This window comes from Kitasatospora sp. NPDC032121 (genome assembly GCF_055580145.1).
In genome coordinates this window covers 15,462-38,649 of record NZ_JBVILX010000007.1, presented here as the reverse complement: position 1 = coordinate 38,649, position 23,188 = coordinate 15,462, and the positions used below count along the sequence as shown (strand labels likewise).

Genomic DNA, 23,188 nt, shown 5'->3' with positions numbered 1-23,188 from the left:
GCCCCGCGGGCACGGGTGCGAAGACAGGCCCTACGGCTTGGGGTCGGCACGCAGCAGGCTGTAGAAGACGACGACGCGCCATTCACCGGCCCGGAAGATGGTGGTGCGGGGTGTCGGGCCGGTCGAGGGCCGCGTCAACGACCTGACAATGCTCAAGCGCAGCATGTTCGGCAGGGCAAAACCGCTGCTGCTGCGCAAGCGGCTCCTCCTGATCGCGGCCAGCCGCCGCCCCTCACCACCGCCGTCTCGGACCTGATGGTTCCGGTTTGGGTCCGGGGGTCATGTGGCAGGGCGCCGGTTGACGGCGGCGTGGCCCGGCCCCGCCGCCGTGATCGCCGACGTGGTGTCAGGTCCTGGACGGGCGGGTCGGCTGGGGCCACAGGCTCGGGGTCTTTGTGGCAAGCCAGCGGGCGAGCGCGGCGTTGACGGCGGTGGGCTGTTCGAGCTGGGCCCAGTGGCCCGCCTCGATGGATTCCTCGGTGAGGTCGGTGCAGTAGCGCCGCATGGGCTCCGCGAGCCGGGACACGGACGTGTCGGCGACCTGGTCGTAGAACGCTTCGAGGAACAGGACCGGCATGTCCAGCCGTCCGCCGTTCAGCGAGGTGTCGCTGTAGGCGCGGTTGGCTTCGTCGTTGAGGTAGTAGGCGATCGAGGCCCCGAATCCCGTTCCGGTCAGCGAGGACGTCAGGTCCGCGAGCAGTTCCTCGTCCAGGACTCCGGCGTCGGCCGGGAGGTCCGGGACCGCGTCCGCGCCTGCGAACCATCCCCCGTTGCGGGTGATCTCCGAGGTCGGCCCCGGCTTGCCGTGAGCGGCCGGAACGCCCCCACGGAAGAAGGCCCTCACGGCGTTGGCCGGCCGTGCGTCGAGGACCTGCGCGGCTCGCTCCGCCCCGGACGCGTAGTAGTGCATGTAGTCGAACTGGGCGTACGGGTGGGTGTCCGGCGGATAGATCGAGCGGTTGACGTGTTCGAGAAGAGCCGGCACCCCTCGTTCGAGCGTGCGGTAGGGGACGCAGATGCTGGCCACGGCCGCGCAGCGCTCGGGATGGTGAGCGGCGAGGCCCCAGACGGTTGCGCTGCCCCAGTCATGTCCGATCCAGACGGCCTGTTCGCGGCCGAGCCGGTCGAGCAGGGCCACCATGTCGCCCACGAGGTGCTCCTGGGCGTACGCGTCTCGCCGCGGGTGCACGGTCGAGCTTCCGTAGCCGCGCAGGTCGGGCGCGATCACGCGGAACCCGAGCGCGGCGAAGGCGGTCAGTTGGTGCTTCCAGGTGCGGCCGTTGGCCGGCCAGCCGTGGACGAAGACGAGCATCGGACCGTCCTCCGGACCGGCTGCGAGGTAGGAGATCGAGTGACCGTTGCCGGCGGCTGTGCCCTCGGTCAGGGTGACGCGGGCACGTGTGAAGGTGGTCCGGGTGCTGGGGTCGTTCACGTGAGTACCTCCGGATGGTGGCGTTGGCGAGGCCGTCGGCCTCGCACGTCGCCTGCAGGGCACAGCGGGCGCCGCGCTGGTGCAGGGCATGGACGAAGGTGGTCATCGGTCAGGTGCCACTGGTGCCGAGGGGGTGGCCGACGGCGATGGCGCCGCCGTTGACGTCGACCTTCGCCGGATCGGCAAACCGGTCTCCTGCGGCCGGACGAGGACCACGCTCGCGAAGGCGCTCGTCGAGGGGAGTGTTCGGCCAGGTGTGCTCAGGGGCTCCGGCCGGCCGCTGTGCGGCATGGACACTGACCATCAGCCCGTCCATGCTCATCACCTCCACCAGCAAGTTGGAAAACCAGACTCACTATAGGAGGGCGAGTTGGAAAAGCCAACCGAGATCCTTACAATGAACGACATGACCACAGCCGCAACCCCCCGCCCCTGCTCGATCGCCGACGCGCTCGCAGTGGTCGGGGAGAAGTACTCGCTTCTGGTCCTGCGTGAGGTCTTCTTCGGTGTGCACCGCTTCGACGGCATCGCCCGCAACATCAGGGCGCCACGTGACATCCTCACCACCCGGCTGCGCCGCCTGGTGGACGCCGGAGTACTGGAGAAGGTCCAGTACAACGACCGCCCGACCCGGTACGAGTACCGCCCGACCCCGGCCGGCGAGGAACTGCGCCCCGTGCTGCTGATGCTGCTGCGCTGGGGCGACCGCCACCTCAACGACGTGCCGCCGACCGTCTTCGAGCACTCCTGCGGCGCGACGCTCGACCCGGCCGTCGTCTGCCGCGCCTGCGGCACGGAGGTGGAAAGCCACTCCCTCACCCCGCGCTTCACAACCCCCGGCTGGACCGCCGCCGGGCCGGAATGATCCAAGAGCCGGGCCCGGTCGGACAGGCGTCGAACCGGTGTGCACGACTCCGCGGCGCCACTGCTCATACCGCTGCTGATACGGCGTCCAGGAGCGCCCGGCCACCAGGTCCGGATCGGAGCCGGTGCCACGGACCATGCGGCAGTCGACCGCGACGGTGACGGCGTGGATGCCGCGCGGGCGATACACCTCGAAGAGCAGTTCCGTGAGCGCCCTCGCCCCGGCCCTGCCGAGCGAGAGGCTGGTGTACCGGGCATCGGGCCGCGGCATGCCACGGTGATCAACACCGCACCGCGGCCGTCACACGCCATCGCCGACGCGAAATGGACGGCCGCGATCAGCACCCCGAACACGCCGGCCGGCCCACGTGCCGGCCGGTCGTCAGCCCTCACACCCGGACGTCGTCCCCGCCGGGGACGGCCACGGGGCAGCCGTCCGGCAACGTCGTCGCCACCGCCGACACCCGGCGGGTGTGGCCGGTCATGGGTTGCCGGCCGACCTGCCGGCCGGTCACCGGGCTGCGTCCAGCGCCGGCAACTGCCGCCGCACGCCCGCACCGGCCGTACGATGCAGCTCCGCCGACACCCGGTACACCGCGCTCCCCACCCGTGCCGCCGGACTCGACGCCACATCGAGCAGCGCGATGACCCGTTCCGGGTCCGCGGTCACCAGGAACTCCGGGTCCGCCAACCACTCGTCGACTGCGATGGTTTCCGTGGCAATCGGCGTGGCGGCCGACGTCGAAGACGGCACGGGGTCCGTCCTGTGTGATGAGAGAGGGTGGCCGCGCGGGGGCCGGCCGCACGGGAGGGAACGTGCCGTTACACGCGGGGCCGGATTTCCTCGACGAGGGCGGCGAGGTATTCCTGGGCCGTACGCGGTCGGGTGAGCGGCGCGGCCTGCCCCGCCCAGAGGTTGAGGTAGTCGGGGAGCCCCCGTTCGACGGCCGCGCGGCGGATGGGCTCGGTGAGTGCACCCTGGACCGGATACGGCGGAAGGTCGCCCTCGTGCCGGGCCATGTCCCGCACGAACCGGTTGGCGATGGTCCGGGCCTGGCGGCCGGAGACGGCGCTGGTCAGCACGGTGACGCGGGCTTGCGGGCTGTGCAGGGCCCGCTTGTGGACGGGGCTCGCGCCGGACTCGTCGGTGGCGAGGAATCCGGTGCCGATCTGGACGGCGTCGGCGCCGAGTGCCAGTGCGGCAGTGATCCCGCGGCCGTCGGCGATCCCGCCGGCGGCGATGACCGGTACCGAGACGGCGTCGACGACCTGCGGGACGAGGGAGAACGTCCCGACCAGGGACTCCTCCACCGGCCGCAGGAACGCCCCTCGGTGGCCCCCGGCATCCGCCCCGGAGGCCACGACGGCATCGACCCCCGCCTCGTCGAGCGCGACCGCCTCGTCGACGGTCGTCGCCGTCCCGAGGGTGACGATGCCGCGCCGCCGGGCCTCGGCCAGGACGTTCCCGGGCGGGATGCCCATGACGAAGCTGAAGACCGGCGGCCGGGCCTCCAGCAGCGCGTCCACCTGCTGCTCGAAGTCCTGGCCGAACAACGCGGGGAACTGCGGGTCGGGCAGGCCGAGCCGCCCGAGGTGGGTGGCGAACTCGGACTCGGTCATGGTCAGTTCGCGTTCGCCGGGCTGCGGTATCCAGAGGTTCACCGCGAACGGGCGCGCGGTGCGGGCCCTGATCTCCGCGACGGTGGCCGCGATGTCCGAAGGGGCGAGGACGTGGGCGCCGTAGGAGCCCAGGCCGCCGCCGTTGGACACGGCGGCGGCCAGGCGGACGGTGGAGTAGCCGCCACCGAACGGCCCTTGCACGATCGGGTGGTCGATGCCGAGGAGCTCGGTGATGCGGGTACGGGTCGACACTCGGCCGACGGACATGTCCGCTCCTTCGTTCGGGCCCCTCGCGACGGCAGGCACGCCACCTGGGGGCCGGGGAGCCAACCGACCGGAGCATCGAGTTGGAAAACTGAACTTACCAGAGGCCTGGAGGGTTGGAAGAGCAAACCATCTGCCCTTCAGTCCGGGGCGTCCAGGTGTCGGCGGGCGGCGGTGAGGATCTCCTGGGAGAGGTCCGGGTCGTCGCTCGCGCGGGCGAGGAGGATGGCGCCGACCAGGGTGGACAGTTCGGCGAGGGCGGTGCCGCGGTCGTCCGCGTCGCCGCCGAGCTGCTGGAAGCCGTCGACGAGGTCGAGCAGGCCCTCCGTGAAGGCCGTGCGGATCGGGGCGCCGGGTTCGGCGCGGGCGGCGTCGGCGGCCAGGGCGGCGGCGGCGCAGCCGCCGGCGGGGGTGTCGCGGTGGAGGTCGGAGAGGTAGCGCGTCAGGAACTCGGACCGGCCGGCCCGGTCGGAGGGAGCGGCCTCGGCGACCCGGTCCATGGCTTCGCGGCGCTCGGTGAAGGCTGCCTGGAGGGCCTGGACGACGAGGTCGTCCTTCGAGGAGAAGTGGCGGTAGAAGCCGCCGTGGGTGAGCCCGGCGGCGGCCATGGCCTGGGGGACGCTGACCCGGTCGGCGCCCTTCTCCCGGATCAGCCGGGAGGTGTGGTCGATCACCTGCTGCCGGTGCTGTTGGGCCTCGGCTCGTGACACGCGGGGCATGGTCGGCGGTCCCTTCTTCGTCCTGAGCCTTCCGGAGCTCTTGAGGATCCTACTTCCGCACCCATATAGATGATGGTAATAATCTAAACGCCATCCTAGAGCGAGGAGAACGCACATGACCGTGATCGAAGGCTCTGTCGCACTGGTCACCGGAGGCCGGCGCGGTATCGGCAAGGCATTCGTCGAGGAACTGCTCCGGCACGGGGCCACGAAGGTCTACGCCACCGCCCGCAAGCCCGCCCCGAGCCCGGACGAGCGGGTCGAGGTCCTCCCCCTGGACGTCACCGACGACGTCTCCGTCGCCGCCCTGGCCGAGCGCGCACCAGACGTCGACCTCGTCTTCAACAACGCCGGCGTCCTGCACCCGGGGCCGCTGCTCACCGCGGACCTGCGGCTGGTCCGGGAGACGTTCGAGACCAATGTCTTCGGCCCGCTGCGGATCGCCCGGGCGTTCGCCCCGGTGCTCGCCGCCCGCAGCGGAGGCGCCCTCGTCGACATGCACTCCCTGCTGTCCTGGGGGGCCGGAGCCGGCGCGTACGGCGCGTCCAAGGCCGCCCTGTGGTCGCTGACGAACTCCCTGCGCCTCGAACTCGCCGCCCAGGGCACCCAGGTCGTCGGCGTGCACCTGGGCTTCGCGGACACCGACATGGTCGCGGCCATCCCGGTCGAGAAGATCTCGGTCGCCGACGTCGCCCGCATCGTCCTGGACGGCGTCGAGCGCGGGGAGAGCGAGATCCTCGTCGACGACGCCACCCGCGCGATCAAGGGCGCGCTGTCCGGGCCGGTGGAAGGCCTCGCCATCGCCATCCGCCGCTGAACCGCCACCACGTCCGAAGCCGCACCCCACCGCACCGAGGAGAACCATGCCGCTCTGGCACGTCTACCACCCTCCCGGCACCTACACCCCGCCGCAGAAGAAGCAACTCGCCGACGACATCACCGGGTTGTACACCCGCTTCGGGCTGCCGAGGTTCTACGTGGTGGTGCTCTTCCACGAGATCGACGCGGACTCGTTCTACGTGGGCGGCGAGCCCACGCCGGACGCCGTGCGCATCGTCGTCGAGCACATCGCCCGGCACACCAGCGACCCGGACATGCGCCGGCGCACCCGGGAGGCGCTCGCCGCGCTCCTCGCTCCGCACACCAAGGACCGCGGGCTGTACTGCGAATTCCACATCGACGAGACGCCGCGGGACCTCTGGATGATCGACGGCATGGCCCCGCCCCCGCCGGCGAGCGAGGCCGAGCAGCGCTGGGCTCGGGAGAACCGCCCGAGCCCGTGCTGATCACCTCGATACGGCCGGGGGTCGGCAGCGCTGCCGGCCCCCGGCCCCGGAAGCGCCGCGCGCGCACCCGCCACGCTGCGGACTTGAAAAGGGACCGGGTCGGCGTGGCCGGCAGGTCGGCAGCGAGGCCGACCACCCACCCGATCGATCCACCGGCCCGGTCCGGCCGCGTCGACGGCTGCTCCCAGGTCCGCGGCGGCGCACCGCTCTCCGGGGTGCGCCGCCGCGCTAGCGGGTCCGGAAGCGGCGGTGGAGGTTCCGCGCCACGTACACCCCCGGGCCGCCGAAGCCGACGAGGTCGACGCGCCCGTCGCCGGTGATGTCGGCGACGAAGCGGGGGTGCCGATCGACCCGCCAGGCGCCCGAGTCGTCGCCGTATCCGAAGCCGCGGCACACCAACTGTGCCTGCTCGAAGCGGCCTTCACCGAGGCCGTGCGACACCCAGACGCCCTCGTCGCCGAAGCCGACGATGTCCGGGATGCCGTTGCCGGTGACGTCGGCGAGGAAGCGGAGGTGTTTCCTGGGCGTCCAGCCCTGTGCCGTCCCGAAGTCGTTCAGGACGAGCTTCGCGGGCTCGAAGGTGCCGTCGCCGCGCCCGCGGGCCACCGCGACGCCCTGCGGGCCGAAGCCGACCAGGTCCGCGTGACCGTCGGCGGTGGTCCTGATCAGGAACCGGGGATGTTTCGCGACCGACTTCCAGCCCTGGGTGGTGCCGAAGTCGCCGAGGACGAGCTCGGGTTCGCCGAACGTAGCGGACGCGCCGGACGTGCCCTCTCCGGCCTGGCGGGAGACCCAGACGCCCTCGTCGTGGCAGCCGACGAGGTCGAGCCGGCCGTCACCGGTGGTGTCGACGAGGAACCGGGGATGCTTGTCGAGGAGCCAGCCGCCGGCCTCCTCGCCGTGACCGAAGGCCTTGAGCACCGGTGCGTCGGGGAGTTCGGCGAACGTGCCGTCCTCGTCCTGACGGGAGATCCAGACGCCGCCGTCGTGGCAGCCGACGAGGTCGAGCCGGCCGTCACCGGTGGTGTCGACGAGGAACCGGGGGTGCCGGTCGGCGAGCCAGCTGCCGACCTTCGGGTCGCTCCCGAAGGCCTTGAGGACCAGCTTGCCGGTGGCGGGGGCGAACGTGCCGTCCTCGCCCTGGCGGGACACCCGTACGCCGTCGGCGGCCAGCACCACGATGTCGGGCTTGCCGCTGCCCGTGGTGTCCGCGAGGGTCCACAGGTCGGCGGGTGCCAGGGCGGGGCCGGTCTTGAGCAGGGGCTGCTCGTCGTCGAAGGTTCCGTCGCCCCGGCTGGACGCGGTCACGGCTCCCTTGGCGGGCTTGAGTCCCACGATGTCGTGCCGCCCCGCCCCCGTGAGGTCGGCGAGGAACCGCGCACCGGTCCCGGCCCACCAACCCGGCTGCCCGGGAACGCGGTTGGGACCCTCACCGGTCCACTCCCCGGCGGCCTTGTCGCTGCCGAACTGCTCCAGGACCAGCAGCATGTCGCTGAACGAGGGCGTCGCGCCGGGTGCCGTCCGCAGTGCGGTCGACCGGACCAGCGGCCAGGACCGGCGCCCGTTCCAGTGGTCCCGGTGCGCGAAGCGCAGCACGAGGTCGCTGGTGCGCTCGGGTTCGGCGGTGACGAACCGCCAGCGCTGGGTCTTCGAGCCGTCGTCGTACGCGCGCAGGACGACCCGGGGTTCGGCCTCCGGCTCGTCGTCCTCGTCGCGATCGGGCAGGTCGAGGACGACGCCGTCGGTCGCGCTCTCGATGAAGTAGAGGCCCGCCTCGCCCTCGACGGGGACGACGTGCCACTGCTGGTTCTTCTTGCCCGCGGCGGCGGCCGCCTGGCGCAGGGCCCGGTCCTTGCCGCCGGGGTCGTCGAGTACCTTGCCCCCGGCCGCGTTGCGGATCACATAGCCCTGATCGTCCTGTTCGAATCCGCCCTGCGCGGTCTTCACAGGGGTGAGCTGCCATCGTTCCGGGCTCGGGCCCTCCGCGGCGAAGTCGCGGACGACGAGCGTCCCGTCCGCGTTCGGTACCAGGGGGGTGCCGAGGGCCTTCCCTGTGGCGGCGTTGACGATCTCCAGTTTCAGTTCTTGCGTGGGCACGGGCATCGTGGTGCCTCTTCCAACTCTTCCGGACGGTGCGGGCGTTGGCCCGGGACGGGGGCGGCGCGGCGGTGGTCGCGGCTCACGTGAAGACGTGGTGGTAGGGCACGTTCCACTCGTTGGGCAGCCGCGGATAGAAGGTGTTGATGATCGTCCCGGTGAAGTCCCCGCCCCAGTTGTAGGTGAGGCGCGCCTCGTTCTCGGGCGTCACCGCGTAGTCCTTGAAGCCGAGGATGGCATCGGGGTGGGTGATCGGCACGAAGGTGATCCCGCCCCACGGCGTCACCGTGACGACCCAGAGCTGGGTGTCCTCGGGCGCGCCGTTCCTGCCGCGCCACTTGTCGCCGACCTTGTCGGGCAGGCCCAGCTGCACGGTGTCGGCGGTGGCGGCCTTCGGGGCGTCCTGGTGGACGCTGATGCGCCGGCGCTGGGGCTTCGGGGTGCCGTCGTCACCACGCCCGGCGGCCTGGCCGGCCGGGTCGACGGGCTTGGGGACCACCTGGCCCGCGGCGCTCTCCAGGAAGTAGAGCGGCCGCTGCCCGAAGAAGCCGCCCGGGGTGATGTACCAGAGGTGGCCCTTGGCCTCCTTGGTGTCCGGGTCGAGCGTGGTCGCCAGCTTGACCCCCTTGTCGTGGACCGAGTCCTTCAGGTCGACCGGCCGCAGGTAGCCGCCGTTGAAGGCGTGCACGAGCATGACCGGCCGGTTCTCGACCAGTGCCGCCACGATCGCGTTGTCGTAGCTGTTCACCGCCACCGGGCCGCCGACCACCAAATTCGCCATCGCGGTGCGTTCTTGGGTGTACACAGCGCAAACCTCACCTGTTCTGAAGACGGGAGTGTTCTGGGATACGGGAGAACAATGCGTCGGGCGCCCAGTTCATGGGCATGGCCCGGAATTGCCGAGTTGCCAGGGTGACACACTCCCCAATTCATCGACAGGGCGAGGTGCTTGGTTCACCCGATCGAGTGTCATGCCCACAACGGCCGATCCCCGGCAGTGGGGCCGTGATAGCTTCCATCGCCGGAACGTGCACAATTCCGTTCCCAACCCACCGAATTCACCGAATTCATCCGAGCGCACATCGGCCGGATCAGTTCGAGGACATCATCCGAGGACGGGGAATGCCTTCCAACGCGTACAACCTGGATCGGGCCAAGCGCCGGCCGCTGACCAAGAAGAACCTACGGGAACTGGGCATCGAGCAGACCTGGCAGGCCGTCCTGGACCACCCCAGCCTGGTCTACGTCGACGACTACGGTGTGAAGCACAAGCCCGTCGGCTTCTCCGTGAACAAGTCCAGCTTCGGCACCTTCCCCGGAACCGCGCACCAACTCGGCTGGCTCGCCTACCTGAACCTCGGCGAGCCGCTGGTCGAGGAACGGCGCAACATCCATCAGCCGCCGCCCGACATGTTCTCCTCGCGCAGTTACGTCAACCGCAGCCAGACGGCCGAGATGGACTTCACCGACACCGTCGAGTTCACCGTGTCGAACGCGATCACCTGGTCGCTCCAGGGGGAAACCCAGCTCACCTTCGGCGGCAGCGTCAGCGCCGAACTCCAGCTGCAGTTGCAGAACCAGCTCCAGGTCGACCTCCAGGCGCAACTCCAGGGACAGCTCCAGGGACAGCTCGGAACCCAGCTGCAGAACGCCATGGAGAACAAGTGCACCAACACGGTGACCAATGAGAACAGCAAGGAGGACATCGGGGTGGACACCGCGAACGGCACCGAGAACGGCGTGAACAACTCGGTGGCGAATTCGGCGTCGGCCTCCGCGACGGCCTCCGCGACCAGCACGGTGACGGACTCGGTGGCTTTCACGACCACGGGCAGTGCCACCGGCAACGCGCAGCTCAACGCCCAGTTGATGGCGGGCATCACGGGCTCCGTCAGCGGCACCCTGACCACCAGCTGGATGTCCAACTCGCAGATCTCCGGCAAGGTCCCGGCGGGCTCCCGGGTGGAGACCCTGGTCAGCCAGCGGCGCACCCGCAAGCAGTACTCCTACGAGATCCCGGTGACCTTCTCCGGGCTGCTCGCGGTGCAGTACGACGTGCCGGTGGCGGTGCTGTCGCCACCGCAGTCCGGGGACTACCCCGGCCTCGATCGCCTGGTGGCCCGCGACATCGCCGACCTCGACCTGGCGGGCGGCGGCTTCCGGATGAAGGGGCTGGCCGAGGTGGTCTCCGCCCTGGAGGTCCAGCACACGATGTTCGACGGCGAGAGCCTGACCGACAGCGAACGAGAGCTGTTCAAGAACCCCTGACCGGGCGGGCGACGCCACCACGACGACCAGAGGTGACAACCATGGTGTTCGGCAACATCTTCGACTCCGCGGGCAAGGGCGCGGGGCTGTTCTCGGTGATCACCGGCGACGGAAAGCCCGTGCCGGGGGCGGACGTCGACTTCGAGGACTCCGACGACGACACGTACGACGACACGACCACGAGCCTGTTCACCAGCGGGATCCACGGGGCCAATGACCGCGCGAAGATCGTGCAGGAGCGTTCGCCGGAGGCACGGGCGGTGCTCGGATTCCTCGGCTCCTTCGTGCGGACCACCCAGGCCTCGGCCGGGGCGCAGGCGCAGTACTCCCAGGACCCCGGCTCGGTTTCCACGGCGGCGGCCGGCGGCATGCGGGCGTCCAGCCCGACGGTGGCGGAGCACAGCGGTCTCCAGAAGGACCCGGACCTGGAGAGCAGGCCGAAGAAGAGCGACTACACCAAGCCGCCCAAGCCGGCCAAGCCGACCGTGGAGGCGCCCGACGCACCCGCGGCGCCGGAAGCCTCCAAGCCGAGTGCCGACAAGCCGAGCACCGACACACCGCCGCGCGCGTAGCGGCGAACGCTCGACGAGGGGGGTCAGGGACGCTGCCGTCCCTGACCCCCTTCGCCTGTGTCAGACGTTGTCAGGCGGTGTCAGACGGGGAGCAGCTGCCACTGCCGGTTGCGCTGGTCGCCGTCCGACTCGTGCTGCTTCACCGCCGCGGGGGCGGTGGCGTCGACCCGCAGGAGCAGGCCGCTGTGCCGGTTGGCGATCTCGTACGTCCGCGGGCTGTCGGTCGCGGGGCCCACCGGGATCAGCCGCCACTGCTGGTGGTGCGCGTCTCCCCCCTGGTAGGCGCGTTGCGCCGCCACCGCCCCGGCCGCCTCCTCCCCGTCGACGATCTCCAGGACCTTGCCGCTGCGCAGGTTCTCGATCGTGTAGAGGACGTCGCCTCCGCTCCGGCCCGCCACGACCAGCCGCCAGCGCTGGTGCTCCCTGGGAACGGCGAGGGACTGGTGGATCTCGGCACCGTCCTTGGTGGACTCGCGCAGCACGCCCATCCGCAGCCGGCTGCGGACGTTGACCCAGGAGACCACCGTGCCGGACTCCGGAAGGCCGGCCATCAACGGTGAGGCGATCTTCCGGATCCGGTTGTTGGCGTGGTCGGCGATGTAGAGGGTGTCGACGCAGTCCACGGCGAACCCGATCGGGTTGTTCAACTGGGCCTTGGCGGGCGGGCCGTCGTCGCCGCCGAAGCCCTTGGCTCCGGTACCGGCGACCGTGCTGATCTTCCCGTCAGTGGTGATCTTCCGGATCCGCTGGTTGTTGTAGTCGGCGATGTAGAGGACGCCGGTACTGTCCACCACCATCCCCGTGGGGGTGTTCAGTTGGGCCTTGTCCGCCGGTCCGCCGTCGCCGCTGAAGCCGCCGGCGCCGGTGCCGGCGACCGTGCTGATCGTGCCGTCGGCCGTGACCTTGCGGACCCGGTGACCGGCGGCATCGGCGATGTAGAGGGTGCCCGCTCCGTCCACCGCCAGCCCGTGCGGGCCGTTCAGTTGGGCCTTGTCCGCCGGCCCGCCGTCTCCCTTCGCCCCCGCGGTGCCGTTCCCCGCGACCGTGCTGATCTTCCCGTCAGTGGTGATCTTCCGGACCCGCTGGTTGTTGTAGTCGGAGACGTAGATGACACCGGCGCGGTCCACCGCGATCCCCACCGGATAGTTGAGCCGGGCGGCGGTGGCGGGGCCGCCGTCGCCACTGAACGCGGCGGACCCCGTGCCGGCGACCGTGCTGATCGTGCCGTCTGCCGCGACCTTGCGGACCCGGTGGTTCGCGGCATCGGCGACGTAGACGGCGCCCGCTCCGTCCACCGCCACCTCGCGAGGGTAGTTCAACCGGGCGGCGACGGCCGGGCCGTTGTCGCCGCCGAATGTCGCGGCGCCCGTACCGGCGACCGTGCTGACCCTCCCGTCGGTCGTGATCTTCCGGAGTCGGTGGTTGTTGTAGTCGGAGAGGTAGAGGGTGCCGGTGCTGTCCACCGCGAGCCCGTACGGGAGGTTGAACTGGGCCGAATCGGCGGGCTCGTTCTCCCCCTTGAAGCCCGCGCCCCCCGTCCCCGCGAATGTCCTGATCCGCGGGTCGGACTGCTCGTTGGGAGTACTCATCGTCGTTCCTTCGCTCGTGGTGCCCGGGTGTCGAGGGTGGGTGGCTGCTCCTCGTGCGTCATACGGGGAGCAGTTGCCACTGCCGGTTGCGGTGGTCGCCGTCCGCGCCTTGCTGCGTGACGGCCACCGGGGTGTTGGCGTCGACGTGCAGGAGCAGGCCGCTGTGCCGGTTGGCGATCTCGTACACCCGGGGGCTGTCGGTCGCGGGGCCCATGGGGATCAGCCGCCACTGCTGGTGGTGTGCGCCGGCGCCCTCGTAGACGCGCTGCGCGACCACCGTCCCGTGTACCTTCAGCGCTTCGGGCACCTCCAGGACCTTGCCGCTGCGCAGGTTCTCGAACGTGTAGAGCACCTCGCCGTCCTCCTGGCCCGCCACCACCAGGCGCCAGCGCTGGTGCCCCCGGGGCGCGGCGAGGACCTGGTGGATCTCGGCCCCGTCCCTGGTGGACTCGCGCAGGGCCCCCATCCGCAGCCTGCTGCGGACGTTGACCCAGGAGACCACCGTGCCCGACTCCGGCAACCCGGCCGTGGTCGGCGAGGCGATCCTGCGGATCCGTTGTCCGCCGTACTCGGTGATGTAGAGGGTGCCGACGCAGTCCACGGCGAGCCCCAGGGGGTTGTTCAGCTGGGCCTTGTCCCCGGGGCCGCCGTCACCAGTGGAGCCCTCGGTGCCGGTGCCGGCGAGAGTGCTGATCGTCCCGTCGACCGTGACCTTCCGAACCCGGTTGTTGCTGTACTCGGCGATGTGGAGGACACCGGCACCATCCACCACCACCCCCGTAGGGACGTTCAGTTGGGCCTCGGCCGCCGGGCCGCCGTCACCGGCGAAGCCCGCGGTTCCGGTGCCGGCGACGGTGCTGATCGTCCCGTCCACCGCGACCTTCCGGACCCGGTTGTTGAGGCTGTCGGCGATGCAGAGGGCGCCCGTGCCGTCCAGCGCCAGCCCGTGCGGACGGTTCAGTTGGGCCTTGACCGCCGGGCCGCCGTCACCGCCGAAACCCGCCGCGCCGGTGCCGGCGACGGTGCTGATCGTCCCATCGGCCGTAACCTTCCGGATCCGGTGGTTGCCGGCGTCGGCGATGTAGAGGGTGCCCGCGCCATCCACCACCACCCCGCGCGGGTAGTTCAGTTGGGCCTTGACCGCCGGGCCGCCGTCACCGCCGAAGCCCGCCGTGCCCGTGCCGGCGACCGTACTGATCCGCCCGTCTGTCGTGATCTTCCGGACCCGGTGGTTGTCGCGGTCGGCGAAGTAGAGGGTCCCGGTGTGGTCCACCACGATCCCGAACGGACGGTTCAACTCAGCAGAGATCGCAGGGCCGTTGTCACCCTTGGGGCCCGCGGTCCCGGTCCCCGCGATCGTACTGATCGGAGGGGCGGGACTCTCGCTGCCCGTCGTTGCTTGCGGGGCGGTGCTCATCGCGATCCCTTCGCCGTTCACTGGCCGCCTGTTGCTCTTTTCAGGTGACTATCGGTTGATTCCAGCAAGTCAGAAGGGCAGGAACATGGCAATTGCCCGTACGAGTGCATTCCAGTGCAACAGGTTGACGGGATCGTTGCGTGAACCCGGCCGCAGCCCGGAATGCCCCGACTTCTCCGGGAGGTGGCCATGGACGCCCTCGGCCTCCACGGACCCACCGACCTCACCCGGATCCCGCCGAGCACCTGCCGCGATGCCGGGCCAGGTCCCCGATCGAGACCCGGGCCCGCTGCACGCCCGGTTACTTGCACAGGGCCTCGACCGTGGCGGCGTCGCCGTCGGACAACTCCGTGGCCTCACCCAGGACGACGCCCGCGGGGAGCTTCTGCTTAGGCGTGACGGTGTCCCTGCCGTTCTTGGGAACCACCCGGCCGGAGGGGAACCGAGAGCGTGGAATCACCGTTCCCGACGATGCGTCAGAATGCCGCGCAGCCGGGCGCGGTGCGCACGACGTCCCTGCGTCCCTGCGTCCCTACGTCCCTACGTCCCGTCCGACGGCCGACCGCCGCCGCGCGGTTCACCGGAACACCCGTGCGCCACTCGTCGGCGGTCGCCGGGAGCATCCACCGCACAGCGGGAAGCACGGCCGGAAGGGCTTCCGGCCGTGCTTCCCGCAGGACTTCCGGCAGATCTACCAGATGCGCTTCGAGACCGCCGCGTTGTCGGGGAACAGGCCGCTCCTGGCGCCGTTCCACCTGATCGTGATCGTCCACGAGGCGTTCCCCAGGGGCGTCGGGTACACCGCCGGTGTCGAGGCCGACGGGGCCAGAGAACCGGCCGGGCGGCGCCAGCCGTCGAAGGTGCGGCCGCCGTCGCTCGACGTGGTCTCCCACACGTATCCGTCGTTTCCGATGCAGGAGATCATGACGCGCTGCTGCTCGGCGTAGCCCGGCTGACCGGGGCCGACCACGGTGGACTGGTTCCCGAGTCGCGCCGCCCCCACGCCGCTGGCGCACTCGCCACCGCCGTTCACCTCGGACAGATCCAGGACCGCGCCGGTCGTGGGATCCGTCGTCTCGCGCCACACGTGGTGGTCGGTTCCCGTGAAGAAGCTGCGCAGCACCGATCGGTAGTACTCGGTGCCGTAGACGGCGATCTGGCTGTCACCCTCGATGTCCGTGGCGTTGGTGCCGAGGAGCGCGTGCGAGTCCACCCGCCAGCCGCTGGACGTCAGTGTTCCGTTGTAGTTCCTCAGGAACGTGGTGTTGATGCGCCGGTAGGTGTTCGGTGCCTCGATCATGAGGTCCCGGGTGGCCGAGCTGATGGTGAGGATCGGGCTGCCGATCGCGTTGGCGCCGGCCGGGAGCCGTACCCAGTCCGTCCAGAAGTTCAGGGACCCGTTGTTCGCCTGGCTGTACCAGATCTCCCCGTCCGTGCCTCGGATGACGACCATCGCGCGCCCCGGAGGGAACTCGACGATGCGCGGCGGCGACGTGGTCCGGGAGGCGTTGTTTCCGCCGAGCGGGTGCCAGCTCCCGCCGTTGTAGCGGAACCAGATGTTGTTGTCCGTGCCCCGGGCGACGTCGTACGTGGCACCGCTGATCGTCACCGAGTACACCGCCGACAGCACCCGTGACTGATTTCCGTCGAGACTGATCCACTCCGTCTCCGCGGCCTGCGCCGGACCGGGCGTGCCGGCCAGTACCAGGACCACCCCGGCGAACGCGGCCAGCACCGCGCGCCAGCCGCGGACCATGCGCTGACGAACCAAGGACACAACGACCTCCCTGCCGTTTACCTGCGACGTCCGACGTTCCGTACGCGGCGTTCGACGTTCCGTACGGACCGTTCGAGTGAGGAGTCTCGTCCGTCGTGGTCACGGAGGTTGCCGCTGCGCGCACTGGCGGAGGCCCCCCAGCGCACGAAGCCGCGCCGCCTCCCCGCCGCGCCACGCGCACCGTCGGACGAGGCGTCCACGCGCCCACCGGCGAGAGCTTCGCCGCCCTCGGCAGCAAGGACGAGACCTCGCAGCAACGCGCCGACAAGCGCATGACGTCCGACCGCCTCACCGGCAGACCGCCAACATTCTCACGGCCCGCCCCGCCTGACCCGCAAAGGACCTCACCTCATGGGCGAGACGAGATCCGCCGGAAGGTATCCGAGTTTTCCAGGGAGTCCTGCACCTGAACGGCTCCAGACCAGAAGGGAGTTGGGGTTTCTCGGTAAGTGGGGAGACTCCAGGTGTCCGCCGGGGCCGGTGTTGCGGTCCCGACGGCCGTCAGGGGTCGTGGGGGCCGGGTTCCGGCCTTTCCGGCCGGCCGGGCGGCGGGGGTTGTGCCCACGGCAGGCCTGGTCTTGCAGATCTGACGGATGCTCTGCATAGTTGCTTCACATCCGACCGAACGCTCCCTCAGGGATCGGTCTGACCCGGGCATGTCATGTACATGAACACTTCCGCCCTTGCTGCTCCGACGCTCCGACGTGCGGCAGACCCTTGTCCCGCCGCGGCCCCGACTGTCACCCGCGCCCAGGGCGGCAAGCCCGCCTCTCGACGCACCAGCCGGCTTCCCGGGAGACGTCCCGCGCCAGTACTTCCTTCCAGAAGAACAGGGGAAAGATCATGCGTAGCGCCACCAAGACCGTACGCCGTGCCCTGGCCGTCCTGGCCATCGCGGTATCAGCAGTGACCGCGGCACCGGCCGTCGGCCAGGCGGCGGCCGTGGAGAGCCCCCGCATCGCCGGCCCGGCCCCGGTGCCCGGAACGATCGCCGGCCTCGCCGTCGACGGCAGCCGCATCGGCGTCCTGACCACCGACGGCCGCGTGTTCGTCAAGGACGGCACCGTCGACTCCCGCGGATGGGTCCAGCAGTACGAAGGCGCGACCTCGCTGGCCCTGTCCGGCAACCGCATCGGCGTCATCGACAGGAGCGGCCGCGCCTACGTCAAGGAGGGCAGCCTGTTCGCCGGATGGGTCGACGAGGGCGGCGACGCGCTCTCGATCGTCCTGGACGGCAACCGCATCGGCGTCGTCACCAGCGACCACCACGCCTGGGTCAAGGAGGGCAGCCTCACCGCCGGATACTTCGACGTGGCCGTGAACGGCAACGCCCTCTCGCTGGCCCTGTCCGGCAACCGCATCGGCGTCCTCACCAACGAGCACCACGCCTGGGTCAAGGAGGGGGCCGTCACCGACGTCTCCCACTGGGTCGACATGGCCTCGGACGCCAATGCCACCTCCCTCGTTCTGAACGGCCGGCGCATCGGCGTCATCACGACCGACGGGCACGCCTGGGTCAAGGAGGGTGTCGTCGCCGACCTCACCAACTGGGTGGACGTGGCCGGGAACGGCAACGCCCTCGCCCTGGTCCTGAACGGCCAGCGCATCGGCGTCATCACCAGCGACCACCACGCCGCGGTCAAGGAGGGCGCCGTCGCCAACTTCACCAACTGGTTCGACGTGGCCGGGAACGGCAACGCCCTCGCCCTGGTCCTGAACGGCCTGCGCATCGGCGTCCTCACCAGCGACCACCACGCCCCGGTCAAGGAGGGCGCCATCGCCAACGTCACCAACTGGGTCGACATGGGCGCCGAAGCCTGACGCCACGACGCCGCCCCCGGTCGACCCGCCCGCCCGCCTTCAGCCGTGCAGGCGGGCAGGCGGGCAGGCGGGCAGGCGGGCAGGCGGGCAGGCCGACGCCGGCGTCAACCCGGTGGTTGCTCGGCCGAGGCGTCCATGGCGATCTCGTCCAGCCGGTGCCAGCGCGTCGGCAGTCGGCACCGAGACCGCCGCCCGCTTCGACACCGTCGGGCTGGACCGGTCGCGGGAGCCGGTCCTCCCGGGCGCCGTCGCGCGGGGCGGCTGGCCCCGTCGGGTGATCCCAGGGCGCGGGTTCCGCGTCGGCCGGTCGACGGCTCGCATAGTCGGACCGTCACACCCGCCGATCATGGGACGAGCCGATGATGCGATTCCCGCGCCGAGAGATCCTCACCGCCGCCAGCGCCCTCCTGCTCGCCCTCACGGGGTGCGGGGCACCGCAGGCCCGGCAGGCCGTGCCGTCGCCGCCCCGGGATCCCGGTACCACGGCCGCGCCGACCCCGCCGGGGCCACGGGCGTTCACACTGGTCGCGACCGGGGACGTGCTGCCGCACACGGAGATCATCCGGCAGGCCCGGGAGGACGCCGGGGGCGACGGCTACGACTTCACCCGGATGCTCGCCGGAGTCGAGCCGGTCGTCGGCGCCGCCGACCTGGCCATCTGCCACATGGAGACGGTGTACGGCGCCGACGGCGGGCCCTTCACCGGCTACCCGTCGTTCAAGTCGCCCCCGCAGGTGGCCCGGGCGCTCAAGGACACCGGCTACACCTCCTGCGACACGGCCTCGAACCACACCCTCGACGACGGGCCCGACGGCATCCGGCGCACGCTCGACGCCATGGACGCCGTCGGCCTGAAGCACACCGGATCCGCCCGCAGCGCCGACGAGGCCGGCCGCCCCGCACTGGTCACGGCAGGTGGCGCCACGGTGGCCCAACTCGCCTACACCTACGGAACCAACGGCATCCCGCTGCCGAAGGACCGCCCCTGGGCGGTCAACCTCATCGACCGGGAGCGGATCCTCGCCGACGCCAGGGCGGCCCGGGAACAGGGGGCGGACATCGTGGTGGTCAGTGTCCACTGGGGCACCGAGTGGCAGGACACCCCGGACGAGCAGCAGCTCGCCCTCGCCCGCGACCTGGCCGCCGGGCAGAGCCCCGGTCGGCCGGACATCGATCTGGTCCTCGGAACCCACGCCCACATCCCGCAGGCCTACGAGAAGATCAACGACACCTGGATCGTCTACGGCCTGGGCGACCAGCTCGCCGGACACATGTTCAACCCCACCGGCGCGGAGGACCCGCGGGGGAACTGGAGCTCGATCGCCCGGTTCACCTTCTCTCCGCCGGCCGCGCCCGGGCAGCGCTGGACCGTCACCAAGGCCGAGTTCCTCCCCCAGCTGACGGACCTCGGTCCGCCCTACAGGGTCCTCGACCTGACCGAGGCCGTCCGCCGCGAACCGGGCCGAGCCGACTACGCCCAGGCCCTGGACCACATCCGGTCGGTCGTGCTGAGCCGCGGCGGCGGCGCGGCAGGGCTGACCATGGCCTCCTGAGTCGCCGTTCAGGCACCGGCCCGGCCAACCCGTTCGCATGGCCCCCGTCCGAGCCTCACCGGGGCCGTGTGCCGGCGCCCCGCCGCGACCCGCGCCCGGGAGGAGTCCCCTGGTCAGCTCCGCCCCGTACCGGCAGCTCGTGGGCCGTCACGGCGCCGGGAACCGTTCGTCGCCGGTCACCGTCCTTGGTCGGACACCAGACGAAGGAGTGATCGTGAACGTCCTGCCCGATCTGTTCGCCGCGCTTCCGGCACTCGATGCCGGCCTCGACCCCGCCGCGCCATGGCCGCTGCGCCGAGCGGAGCTGCGCGTCCCCGCCGGCGTGACCCTGCACGTCGGTGACCCGCAGGGCAACGACGGCTACGCCTTCGAGATCCCGCGGTTGGTGGCGTACCTGGTCCTCGACGCCGACCCGGACGAGCCCGGGATCACGGCGGCCCTGCTGCGCCTGGACGACGCCTACCCCGTCGATGCGGACGAGGACGTCGACTTCCTCGACACCTACTCCGGAGTCCTCCTGGTCCACGCGCTGGCCGACAACCAGTCCGCCGTACGGTTCGCTCAGGTCTTCGCCGAGGCAGGAGACCGGGAGCAGGAGGCGAGCCCGGACGGACGGGCCGCCGGCGGAGCCGCGAAGCATTCCGAGGGCTGGCAGCTGGAGCCCGACGGACCCGTCCTGGCCCTGCGCGTCGACCCGGAGGGGCTGAACGTGATCACCTGCCGCGACGGGCAGGGGCGGGCCGTCGCCATGCTGCTGCAGGCCTGACGGCACCACGCCGCTCACGCCCGGCCGTCCCCGTCCGGCCATCCCGCCCGGCCGTCCCCGCCCGGACAGCAGGAGGCCACGGAGAGTGACCAACGGCGGTGTGAGCAAGGCCACCCCGACCGCAACGGCCGCCCTGGCAAGAGGACTGACGGTGTGTACGTCGACGGCGGGGCTCCTTCCCTTCCCTCTGACGCGAAGGCTGCCGACAATGGGCGACGCGGCGTCCCGTGCCGCGCTTCGGAGCGACCGTCCACGGCCGCCCCGGTTCTCCGTGCCGCTCGCGGGACCACGCCGTGCCGGACGGGGGCCGATCCTGCCCGTCCGACCCCCCAGAGAACCGTGCATTCCAACACGCCCGCGGCCCCCGCCGCCCACCCGACCCCGGCCGCATGCCCTCCCCACCAGCGGGCATCCGCCTCACCGGCCCCGGCGACCGACCCGGCCCCGGCGGCCGACCCGGCATCGGCGCCGGCCGCCGACCTGCCGACGCCCCGGAACGACCGTGCGCCCTGGCGCTCGCTGCGTCACCGTTCGATGCGCTGGTGGACGGTGGCGAATCTCCTGTCGAACGCGGGCACCTGGATGCAGCTGACCGTGCAGAACCTCCTGGTCCTGCAGCTGACCGGCTCAGCGGCCGTCACGGGTCTCTCCCTGGCCGTGCAGGCGGCGCCCGCGCTGCTGCTCGGACTGGTCGGCGGCGCGGTGGTCGACAGCTGGCCACGGAAGGTGACGGCCGCGGTGAGCCAGGCGGCCCTGGCCGCCATCGCCGTCGCCACCGCTGTGCTGCTGGCGGTCGGTGTGCTGAACGTGCCGCTGCTGCTGGTGCTCGGGCTGCTCACCGGCCTGGTCGCCACCGTGGACGGTCCGGCCTGCGCGCTGCTCGGCAACGACCTGGTCCCGCGGGAGGACGTGCCGTCGGCGATCGCGGTCGGCTCGGTCGCCCACAGTGTCGGCCGTCTGGGCGGCGTCGCCCTGGCCGGCCTCACCTTCGCTCCGCTCGGCCCCGTCGTCGCCTACGCGGTCAACGGCGTCTCCTTCGCCCTCGTCGCGACCACGATCCCCTTCCTGCGGCCCTTCCCCGGCGCGGCCGACGACCAGGACGCCCCGGACCCCGGCCACGAGGCGGGCGGCCGGACCCGAGGCGGCAGGGGCGTGCGTGACGGCATCGGCTACTTCTTCGGCCGTCCCCGCCTGGTGGCACTCGCCGCCATGTGCGCGCTGAGTTCCCTCCTCGGTCGGAACTACCAGCTGACACTGGCCTCGCTCGTCACCGGCTCCTTGCACGCCGGTCCGGGGGCGTACGGCACGGTGTCGGCCGTACTCGCGGTCGGTGGTGCGGCCGGAGCGGTCCTGGCCGGCCGGCTGCGCCGACCCACCGTCCGGTTGGTGGCGTGGGTGACGGCGAGCGGCGCGCTGCTCCAGGCCACCGCCGCGCTGGCACCGTCGTTGCTCCCGCTGCTCCTGCTGGTCCTGCCGATGGCGGTCCTGGAGTCGCTCTCCGACACCGCCGTCTCCACTCTTCTCCAGACCGACCCGCCCGCGCACCTGCGCGGCCGGGTGCTCGGTGCGTGGCGCAGCATCAGCACCGGGTGGGCACTCGGCGGCCCGCCGCTGCTCGGCCTGCTGATCCAGGTGCTGGGAGCCCGGACGGCGTTGCTGACGGGCGGCCTGGTGGTCGCGGTCGCCGTCGTCGGGGGCGTCCTGGCGCGCCGGCCGTCGGCCCTGCCCCGGGTGGCGTCGGCACCCGCCTGATCCCGCGGGGGGCCGGCCCACCGGACCGGCACGGCTCAGCGGACCGGCACGGCTCAGCGGACCGGCACGGCTCAGTGGCCGGCGCGAGGCCGCCGCCGGACCCCGGGGCGCCACTGACCGCGCCGAAGGCGCCGGCAGCGCGCCGACCGGATGCGCCGACCGGATGCGCCGACCGGTCGGCCCTGCCCCACCGCTCCCCCGGAGGGTCGGCCCTTCCAGCCAGGATCACCCGAGTGGCGGCCCGCCCCCGCGCCGCCGCCGCGGCCGTTTCGCCGCGCGGCGCGGGCGCAGGCACCGTCACTCCGCACGGGCAAAACCGCGGGCCCCGGTCGCGTCCTCCTCGACAGCCACAGATGCTGTTCGTGCTGCTACGTCCCCGATTGAGGATGGACATGCCATGAACTCTGTGCGAACAAGCGGTAAACATGCCGTGGTGACTGGTGGGGCCGGCTTCGTCGGCTCGCACCTCTGCACGGCGCTGCTGGCCCGGGGCCATGCCGTCACCTGCGTCGACGACTACTGCACCGGGTCACCGGCCAACGTGGCGCACCTGCTGGACCGGCCCGGCTTCGTCGTGCACCGCGCCGATGTCGCCGACGGCCTGGACATCGCACAGCCCACCGACATGGTCTTCCACCTCGCGTCCCCCGCGTCCCCCGCCGACTACCTGCGGCTGCCGGTGCACACCCTGGAGACCGGGAGCCTGGGCACGCGCAACGTACTGGAGCTCGCCCGGCGGCACGGAGCGCGCTTCCTGCTCGCGTCCACGTCCGAGGTGTACGGCGACCCGCTCCAGCACCCGCAGAGCGAGAGCTACTGGGGCAACGTCAACCCGATCGGCCCGCGCAGCGTGTACGACGAGGCGAAGCGCTTCGCGGAAGCGCTGACCACCGCGGAAGGCCGGGCGGACGACGTGAACACCGCGATCGTGCGGCTGTTCAACACCTACGGTCCCCGCATGCGGTCCCACGACGGCCGGGCCGTGCCGACGTTCATCCGGCAGGCGCTGGCCGGTGAACCGCTCACCGTCAGCGGCGACGGCAGCCAGACGCGCTCGCTCACGTACGTCGACGACACCGTCGAGGGCATCGTGGCCATGGCCGAGTCCGAACTGTCCGGACCGGTCAACCTCGGCAACGACGCCGAGATGTCCGTACTGGCACTGGCCGAACTGGTCATCCAGCTCACGGGCTCCCGCTCTCCCATCGAGTTCATCGAGCGCCCGATCGACGACCCGGCCGTCCGCCGGCCCGACATCACCCTGGCCCGCGGCAAGCTGCGCTGGGAGCCGCGGACCCCGGTGCGGGAGGGGCTGCTGCGGACGATCGCCTGGTTCCGCGAGCACCCCGAGGCCTGACGCGGACCATCCGGAGGTCCCATCCCGCAGGCCC

21 protein-coding genes and 1 pseudogene are annotated in these 23,188 nt (G+C 71.5%); 10 read left to right on the top strand and 12 right to left on the bottom strand.

Features of this window, described 5'->3' with window-relative positions:
* Window positions 1-30: 30 nt before the first annotated feature.
* The 3 genes and pseudogenes from ACZ5OX_RS19790 to ACZ5OX_RS19780 all read right to left on the bottom strand — a co-directional run.
* Window positions 31-198, bottom strand: a complete 168-nt coding sequence (locus ACZ5OX_RS19790; RefSeq protein ID WP_465631903.1) for a hypothetical protein — start codon at window positions 196-198, stop codon at window positions 31-33.
* Between the two features lie 148 nt (window positions 199-346).
* Window positions 347-1,432, bottom strand: coding sequence for an alpha/beta fold hydrolase (locus tag ACZ5OX_RS19785; RefSeq protein ID WP_465631484.1), 1,086 nt, complete (start codon window positions 1,430-1,432; stop codon window positions 347-349).
* 13 nt (window positions 1,433-1,445) lie between these two features.
* Window positions 1,446-1,660 (bottom strand): annotated as a pseudogene (locus tag ACZ5OX_RS19780) (steroid 3-ketoacyl-CoA thiolase); the annotation flags it as partial.
* A 178-nt stretch (window positions 1,661-1,838) separates the two neighbouring features.
* Here ACZ5OX_RS19780 and ACZ5OX_RS19775 point away from each other — a divergent pair.
* Complete coding sequence (locus ACZ5OX_RS19775; protein ID WP_449806631.1) at window positions 1,839-2,297, top strand: winged helix-turn-helix transcriptional regulator; 459 nt, start codon at window positions 1,839-1,841, stop codon at window positions 2,295-2,297.
* Between the two features lie 510 nt (window positions 2,298-2,807).
* Here the strand turns inward: ACZ5OX_RS19775 and ACZ5OX_RS19770 are convergent.
* From ACZ5OX_RS19770 to ACZ5OX_RS19760, 3 genes are all read right to left on the bottom strand, one after another.
* A complete protein-coding gene (locus ACZ5OX_RS19770) occupies window positions 2,808-3,050 on the bottom strand; it encodes a hypothetical protein (RefSeq protein WP_465631481.1) in 243 nt (80 codons plus the stop codon).
* Between the two features lie 68 nt (window positions 3,051-3,118).
* A complete protein-coding gene (locus ACZ5OX_RS19765; protein ID WP_465631479.1) occupies window positions 3,119-4,183 on the bottom strand; it encodes an NAD(P)H-dependent flavin oxidoreductase in 1,065 nt (354 codons plus the stop codon).
* Window positions 4,184-4,320: 137 nt separating this feature from the next.
* Window positions 4,321-4,899, bottom strand: a complete 579-nt coding sequence (locus ACZ5OX_RS19760; RefSeq protein ID WP_465631477.1) for a TetR/AcrR family transcriptional regulator — start codon at window positions 4,897-4,899, stop codon at window positions 4,321-4,323.
* Window positions 4,900-5,014: 115 nt separating this feature from the next.
* On the opposite strand from ACZ5OX_RS19760, the gene ACZ5OX_RS19755 reads away from it, so the two are divergent.
* A complete protein-coding gene (locus ACZ5OX_RS19755) occupies window positions 5,015-5,716 on the top strand; it encodes an SDR family oxidoreductase (protein ID WP_465631475.1) in 702 nt (233 codons plus the stop codon).
* 46 nt (window positions 5,717-5,762) lie between these two features.
* Entirely contained in the window at window positions 5,763-6,185 is a 423-nt protein-coding gene (locus ACZ5OX_RS19750; RefSeq protein WP_465631474.1) for a tautomerase family protein, read from the top strand.
* Window positions 6,186-6,413: 228 nt separating this feature from the next.
* Here ACZ5OX_RS19750 and ACZ5OX_RS19745 read toward each other — a convergent pair whose 3' ends face one another.
* Both ACZ5OX_RS19745 and ACZ5OX_RS19740 read right to left on the bottom strand, forming a co-directional pair.
* Window positions 6,414-8,288, bottom strand: coding sequence for an FG-GAP-like repeat-containing protein (locus ACZ5OX_RS19745; protein ID WP_465631472.1), 1,875 nt, complete (start codon window positions 8,286-8,288; stop codon window positions 6,414-6,416).
* Window positions 8,289-8,364: 76 nt separating this feature from the next.
* The gene (locus ACZ5OX_RS19740; protein WP_465631471.1) at window positions 8,365-9,087 is read right to left on the bottom strand and encodes a hypothetical protein; all 723 of its coding nucleotides are present in this window, start codon (window positions 9,085-9,087) and stop codon (window positions 8,365-8,367) included.
* Between the two features lie 317 nt (window positions 9,088-9,404).
* Between ACZ5OX_RS19740 and ACZ5OX_RS19735 the strand changes: the two genes are divergently transcribed.
* Together ACZ5OX_RS19735 and ACZ5OX_RS19730 are read left to right on the top strand one after the other, a co-directional pair.
* Window positions 9,405-10,550: a hypothetical protein gene (locus ACZ5OX_RS19735; protein ID WP_465631469.1), complete on the top strand. Its 1,146-nt coding sequence runs from the start codon at window positions 9,405-9,407 to the stop codon at window positions 10,548-10,550.
* A 41-nt stretch (window positions 10,551-10,591) separates the two neighbouring features.
* A complete protein-coding gene (locus tag ACZ5OX_RS19730; protein ID WP_465631467.1) occupies window positions 10,592-11,122 on the top strand; it encodes a hypothetical protein in 531 nt (176 codons plus the stop codon).
* Window positions 11,123-11,202: 80 nt separating this feature from the next.
* Here ACZ5OX_RS19730 and ACZ5OX_RS19725 read toward each other — a convergent pair whose 3' ends face one another.
* The 4 genes from ACZ5OX_RS19725 to ACZ5OX_RS19710 all read right to left on the bottom strand — a co-directional run bounded on the left by ACZ5OX_RS19725 (window position 11,203) and on the right by ACZ5OX_RS19710 (window position 15,905).
* Window positions 11,203-12,711, bottom strand: a complete 1,509-nt coding sequence (locus ACZ5OX_RS19725; protein ID WP_465631465.1) for an NHL domain-containing protein — start codon at window positions 12,709-12,711, stop codon at window positions 11,203-11,205.
* Window positions 12,712-12,769: 58 nt separating this feature from the next.
* Window positions 12,770-14,008 carry an NHL domain-containing protein gene (locus ACZ5OX_RS19720; RefSeq protein WP_465631463.1) on the bottom strand — a complete coding sequence of 413 codons (1,239 nt, stop codon included), beginning with the start codon at window positions 14,006-14,008 and terminating at the stop codon, window positions 12,770-12,772.
* A gap of 421 nt (window positions 14,009-14,429) precedes the next feature.
* Window positions 14,430-14,555, bottom strand: a complete 126-nt coding sequence (locus ACZ5OX_RS19715; protein ID WP_465631461.1) for a hypothetical protein — start codon at window positions 14,553-14,555, stop codon at window positions 14,430-14,432.
* Window positions 14,556-14,819: 264 nt separating this feature from the next.
* On the bottom strand, window positions 14,820-15,905 hold the full coding sequence (locus ACZ5OX_RS19710) for a hypothetical protein (protein ID WP_465631459.1): 1,086 nt from the start codon (window positions 15,903-15,905) through the stop codon (window positions 14,820-14,822).
* An 843-nt stretch (window positions 15,906-16,748) separates the two neighbouring features.
* Between ACZ5OX_RS19710 and ACZ5OX_RS19705 the strand changes: the two genes are divergently transcribed.
* The 5 genes from ACZ5OX_RS19705 (at window position 16,749) to ACZ5OX_RS19685 (ending at window position 23,154) form a co-directional block, all read left to right on the top strand.
* Window positions 16,749-17,726, top strand: a complete 978-nt coding sequence (locus ACZ5OX_RS19705) for a peptidase S1 (RefSeq protein WP_465631458.1) — start codon at window positions 16,749-16,751, stop codon at window positions 17,724-17,726.
* A gap of 359 nt (window positions 17,727-18,085) precedes the next feature.
* Complete coding sequence (locus tag ACZ5OX_RS19700; protein ID WP_465631456.1) at window positions 18,086-19,279, top strand: CapA family protein; 1,194 nt, start codon at window positions 18,086-18,088, stop codon at window positions 19,277-19,279.
* Between the two features lie 214 nt (window positions 19,280-19,493).
* Window positions 19,494-20,045 carry a hypothetical protein gene (locus ACZ5OX_RS19695; RefSeq protein WP_465631454.1) on the top strand — a complete coding sequence of 184 codons (552 nt, stop codon included), beginning with the start codon at window positions 19,494-19,496 and terminating at the stop codon, window positions 20,043-20,045.
* Between the two features lie 549 nt (window positions 20,046-20,594).
* Window positions 20,595-21,797 carry an MFS transporter gene (locus ACZ5OX_RS19690; RefSeq protein WP_465631452.1) on the top strand — a complete coding sequence of 401 codons (1,203 nt, stop codon included), beginning with the start codon at window positions 20,595-20,597 and terminating at the stop codon, window positions 21,795-21,797.
* Window positions 21,798-22,194: 397 nt separating this feature from the next.
* Window positions 22,195-23,154 carry a UDP-glucuronic acid decarboxylase family protein gene (locus tag ACZ5OX_RS19685; RefSeq protein WP_465631450.1) on the top strand — a complete coding sequence of 320 codons (960 nt, stop codon included), beginning with the start codon at window positions 22,195-22,197 and terminating at the stop codon, window positions 23,152-23,154.
* Window positions 23,155-23,188: the final 34 nt, after the last annotated feature.

What these genes read in the sequence shown, in the direction of transcription:
- ACZ5OX_RS19775 (WP_449806631.1), top strand. Translation starts at nt 1,839, where the DNA reads ATGACCACAGCCGCAACCCCCCGCCCCTGCTCGATCGCCGACGCGCTC.
- ACZ5OX_RS19765 (WP_465631479.1), bottom strand. Translation starts at nt 4,183, where the DNA reads ATGTCCGTCGGCCGAGTGTCGACCCGTACCCGCATCACCGAGCTCCTC.
- ACZ5OX_RS19760 (WP_465631477.1), bottom strand. Translation starts at nt 4,899, where the DNA reads ATGCCCCGCGTGTCACGAGCCGAGGCCCAACAGCACCGGCAGCAGGTG.
- ACZ5OX_RS19755 (WP_465631475.1), top strand. Translation starts at nt 5,015, where the DNA reads ATGACCGTGATCGAAGGCTCTGTCGCACTGGTCACCGGAGGCCGGCGC.
- ACZ5OX_RS19750 (WP_465631474.1), top strand. Translation starts at nt 5,763, where the DNA reads ATGCCGCTCTGGCACGTCTACCACCCTCCCGGCACCTACACCCCGCCG.
- ACZ5OX_RS19745 (WP_465631472.1), bottom strand. Translation starts at nt 8,288, where the DNA reads ATGCCCGTGCCCACGCAAGAACTGAAACTGGAGATCGTCAACGCCGCC.
- ACZ5OX_RS19735 (WP_465631469.1), top strand. Translation starts at nt 9,405, where the DNA reads ATGCCTTCCAACGCGTACAACCTGGATCGGGCCAAGCGCCGGCCGCTG.
- ACZ5OX_RS19730 (WP_465631467.1), top strand. Translation starts at nt 10,592, where the DNA reads ATGGTGTTCGGCAACATCTTCGACTCCGCGGGCAAGGGCGCGGGGCTG.
- ACZ5OX_RS19725 (WP_465631465.1), bottom strand. Translation starts at nt 12,711, where the DNA reads ATGAGTACTCCCAACGAGCAGTCCGACCCGCGGATCAGGACATTCGCG.
- ACZ5OX_RS19705 (WP_465631458.1), top strand. Translation starts at nt 16,749, where the DNA reads ATGCGTAGCGCCACCAAGACCGTACGCCGTGCCCTGGCCGTCCTGGCC.
- ACZ5OX_RS19700 (WP_465631456.1), top strand. Translation starts at nt 18,086, where the DNA reads ATGATGCGATTCCCGCGCCGAGAGATCCTCACCGCCGCCAGCGCCCTC.
- ACZ5OX_RS19685 (WP_465631450.1), top strand. Translation starts at nt 22,195, where the DNA reads ATGAACTCTGTGCGAACAAGCGGTAAACATGCCGTGGTGACTGGTGGG.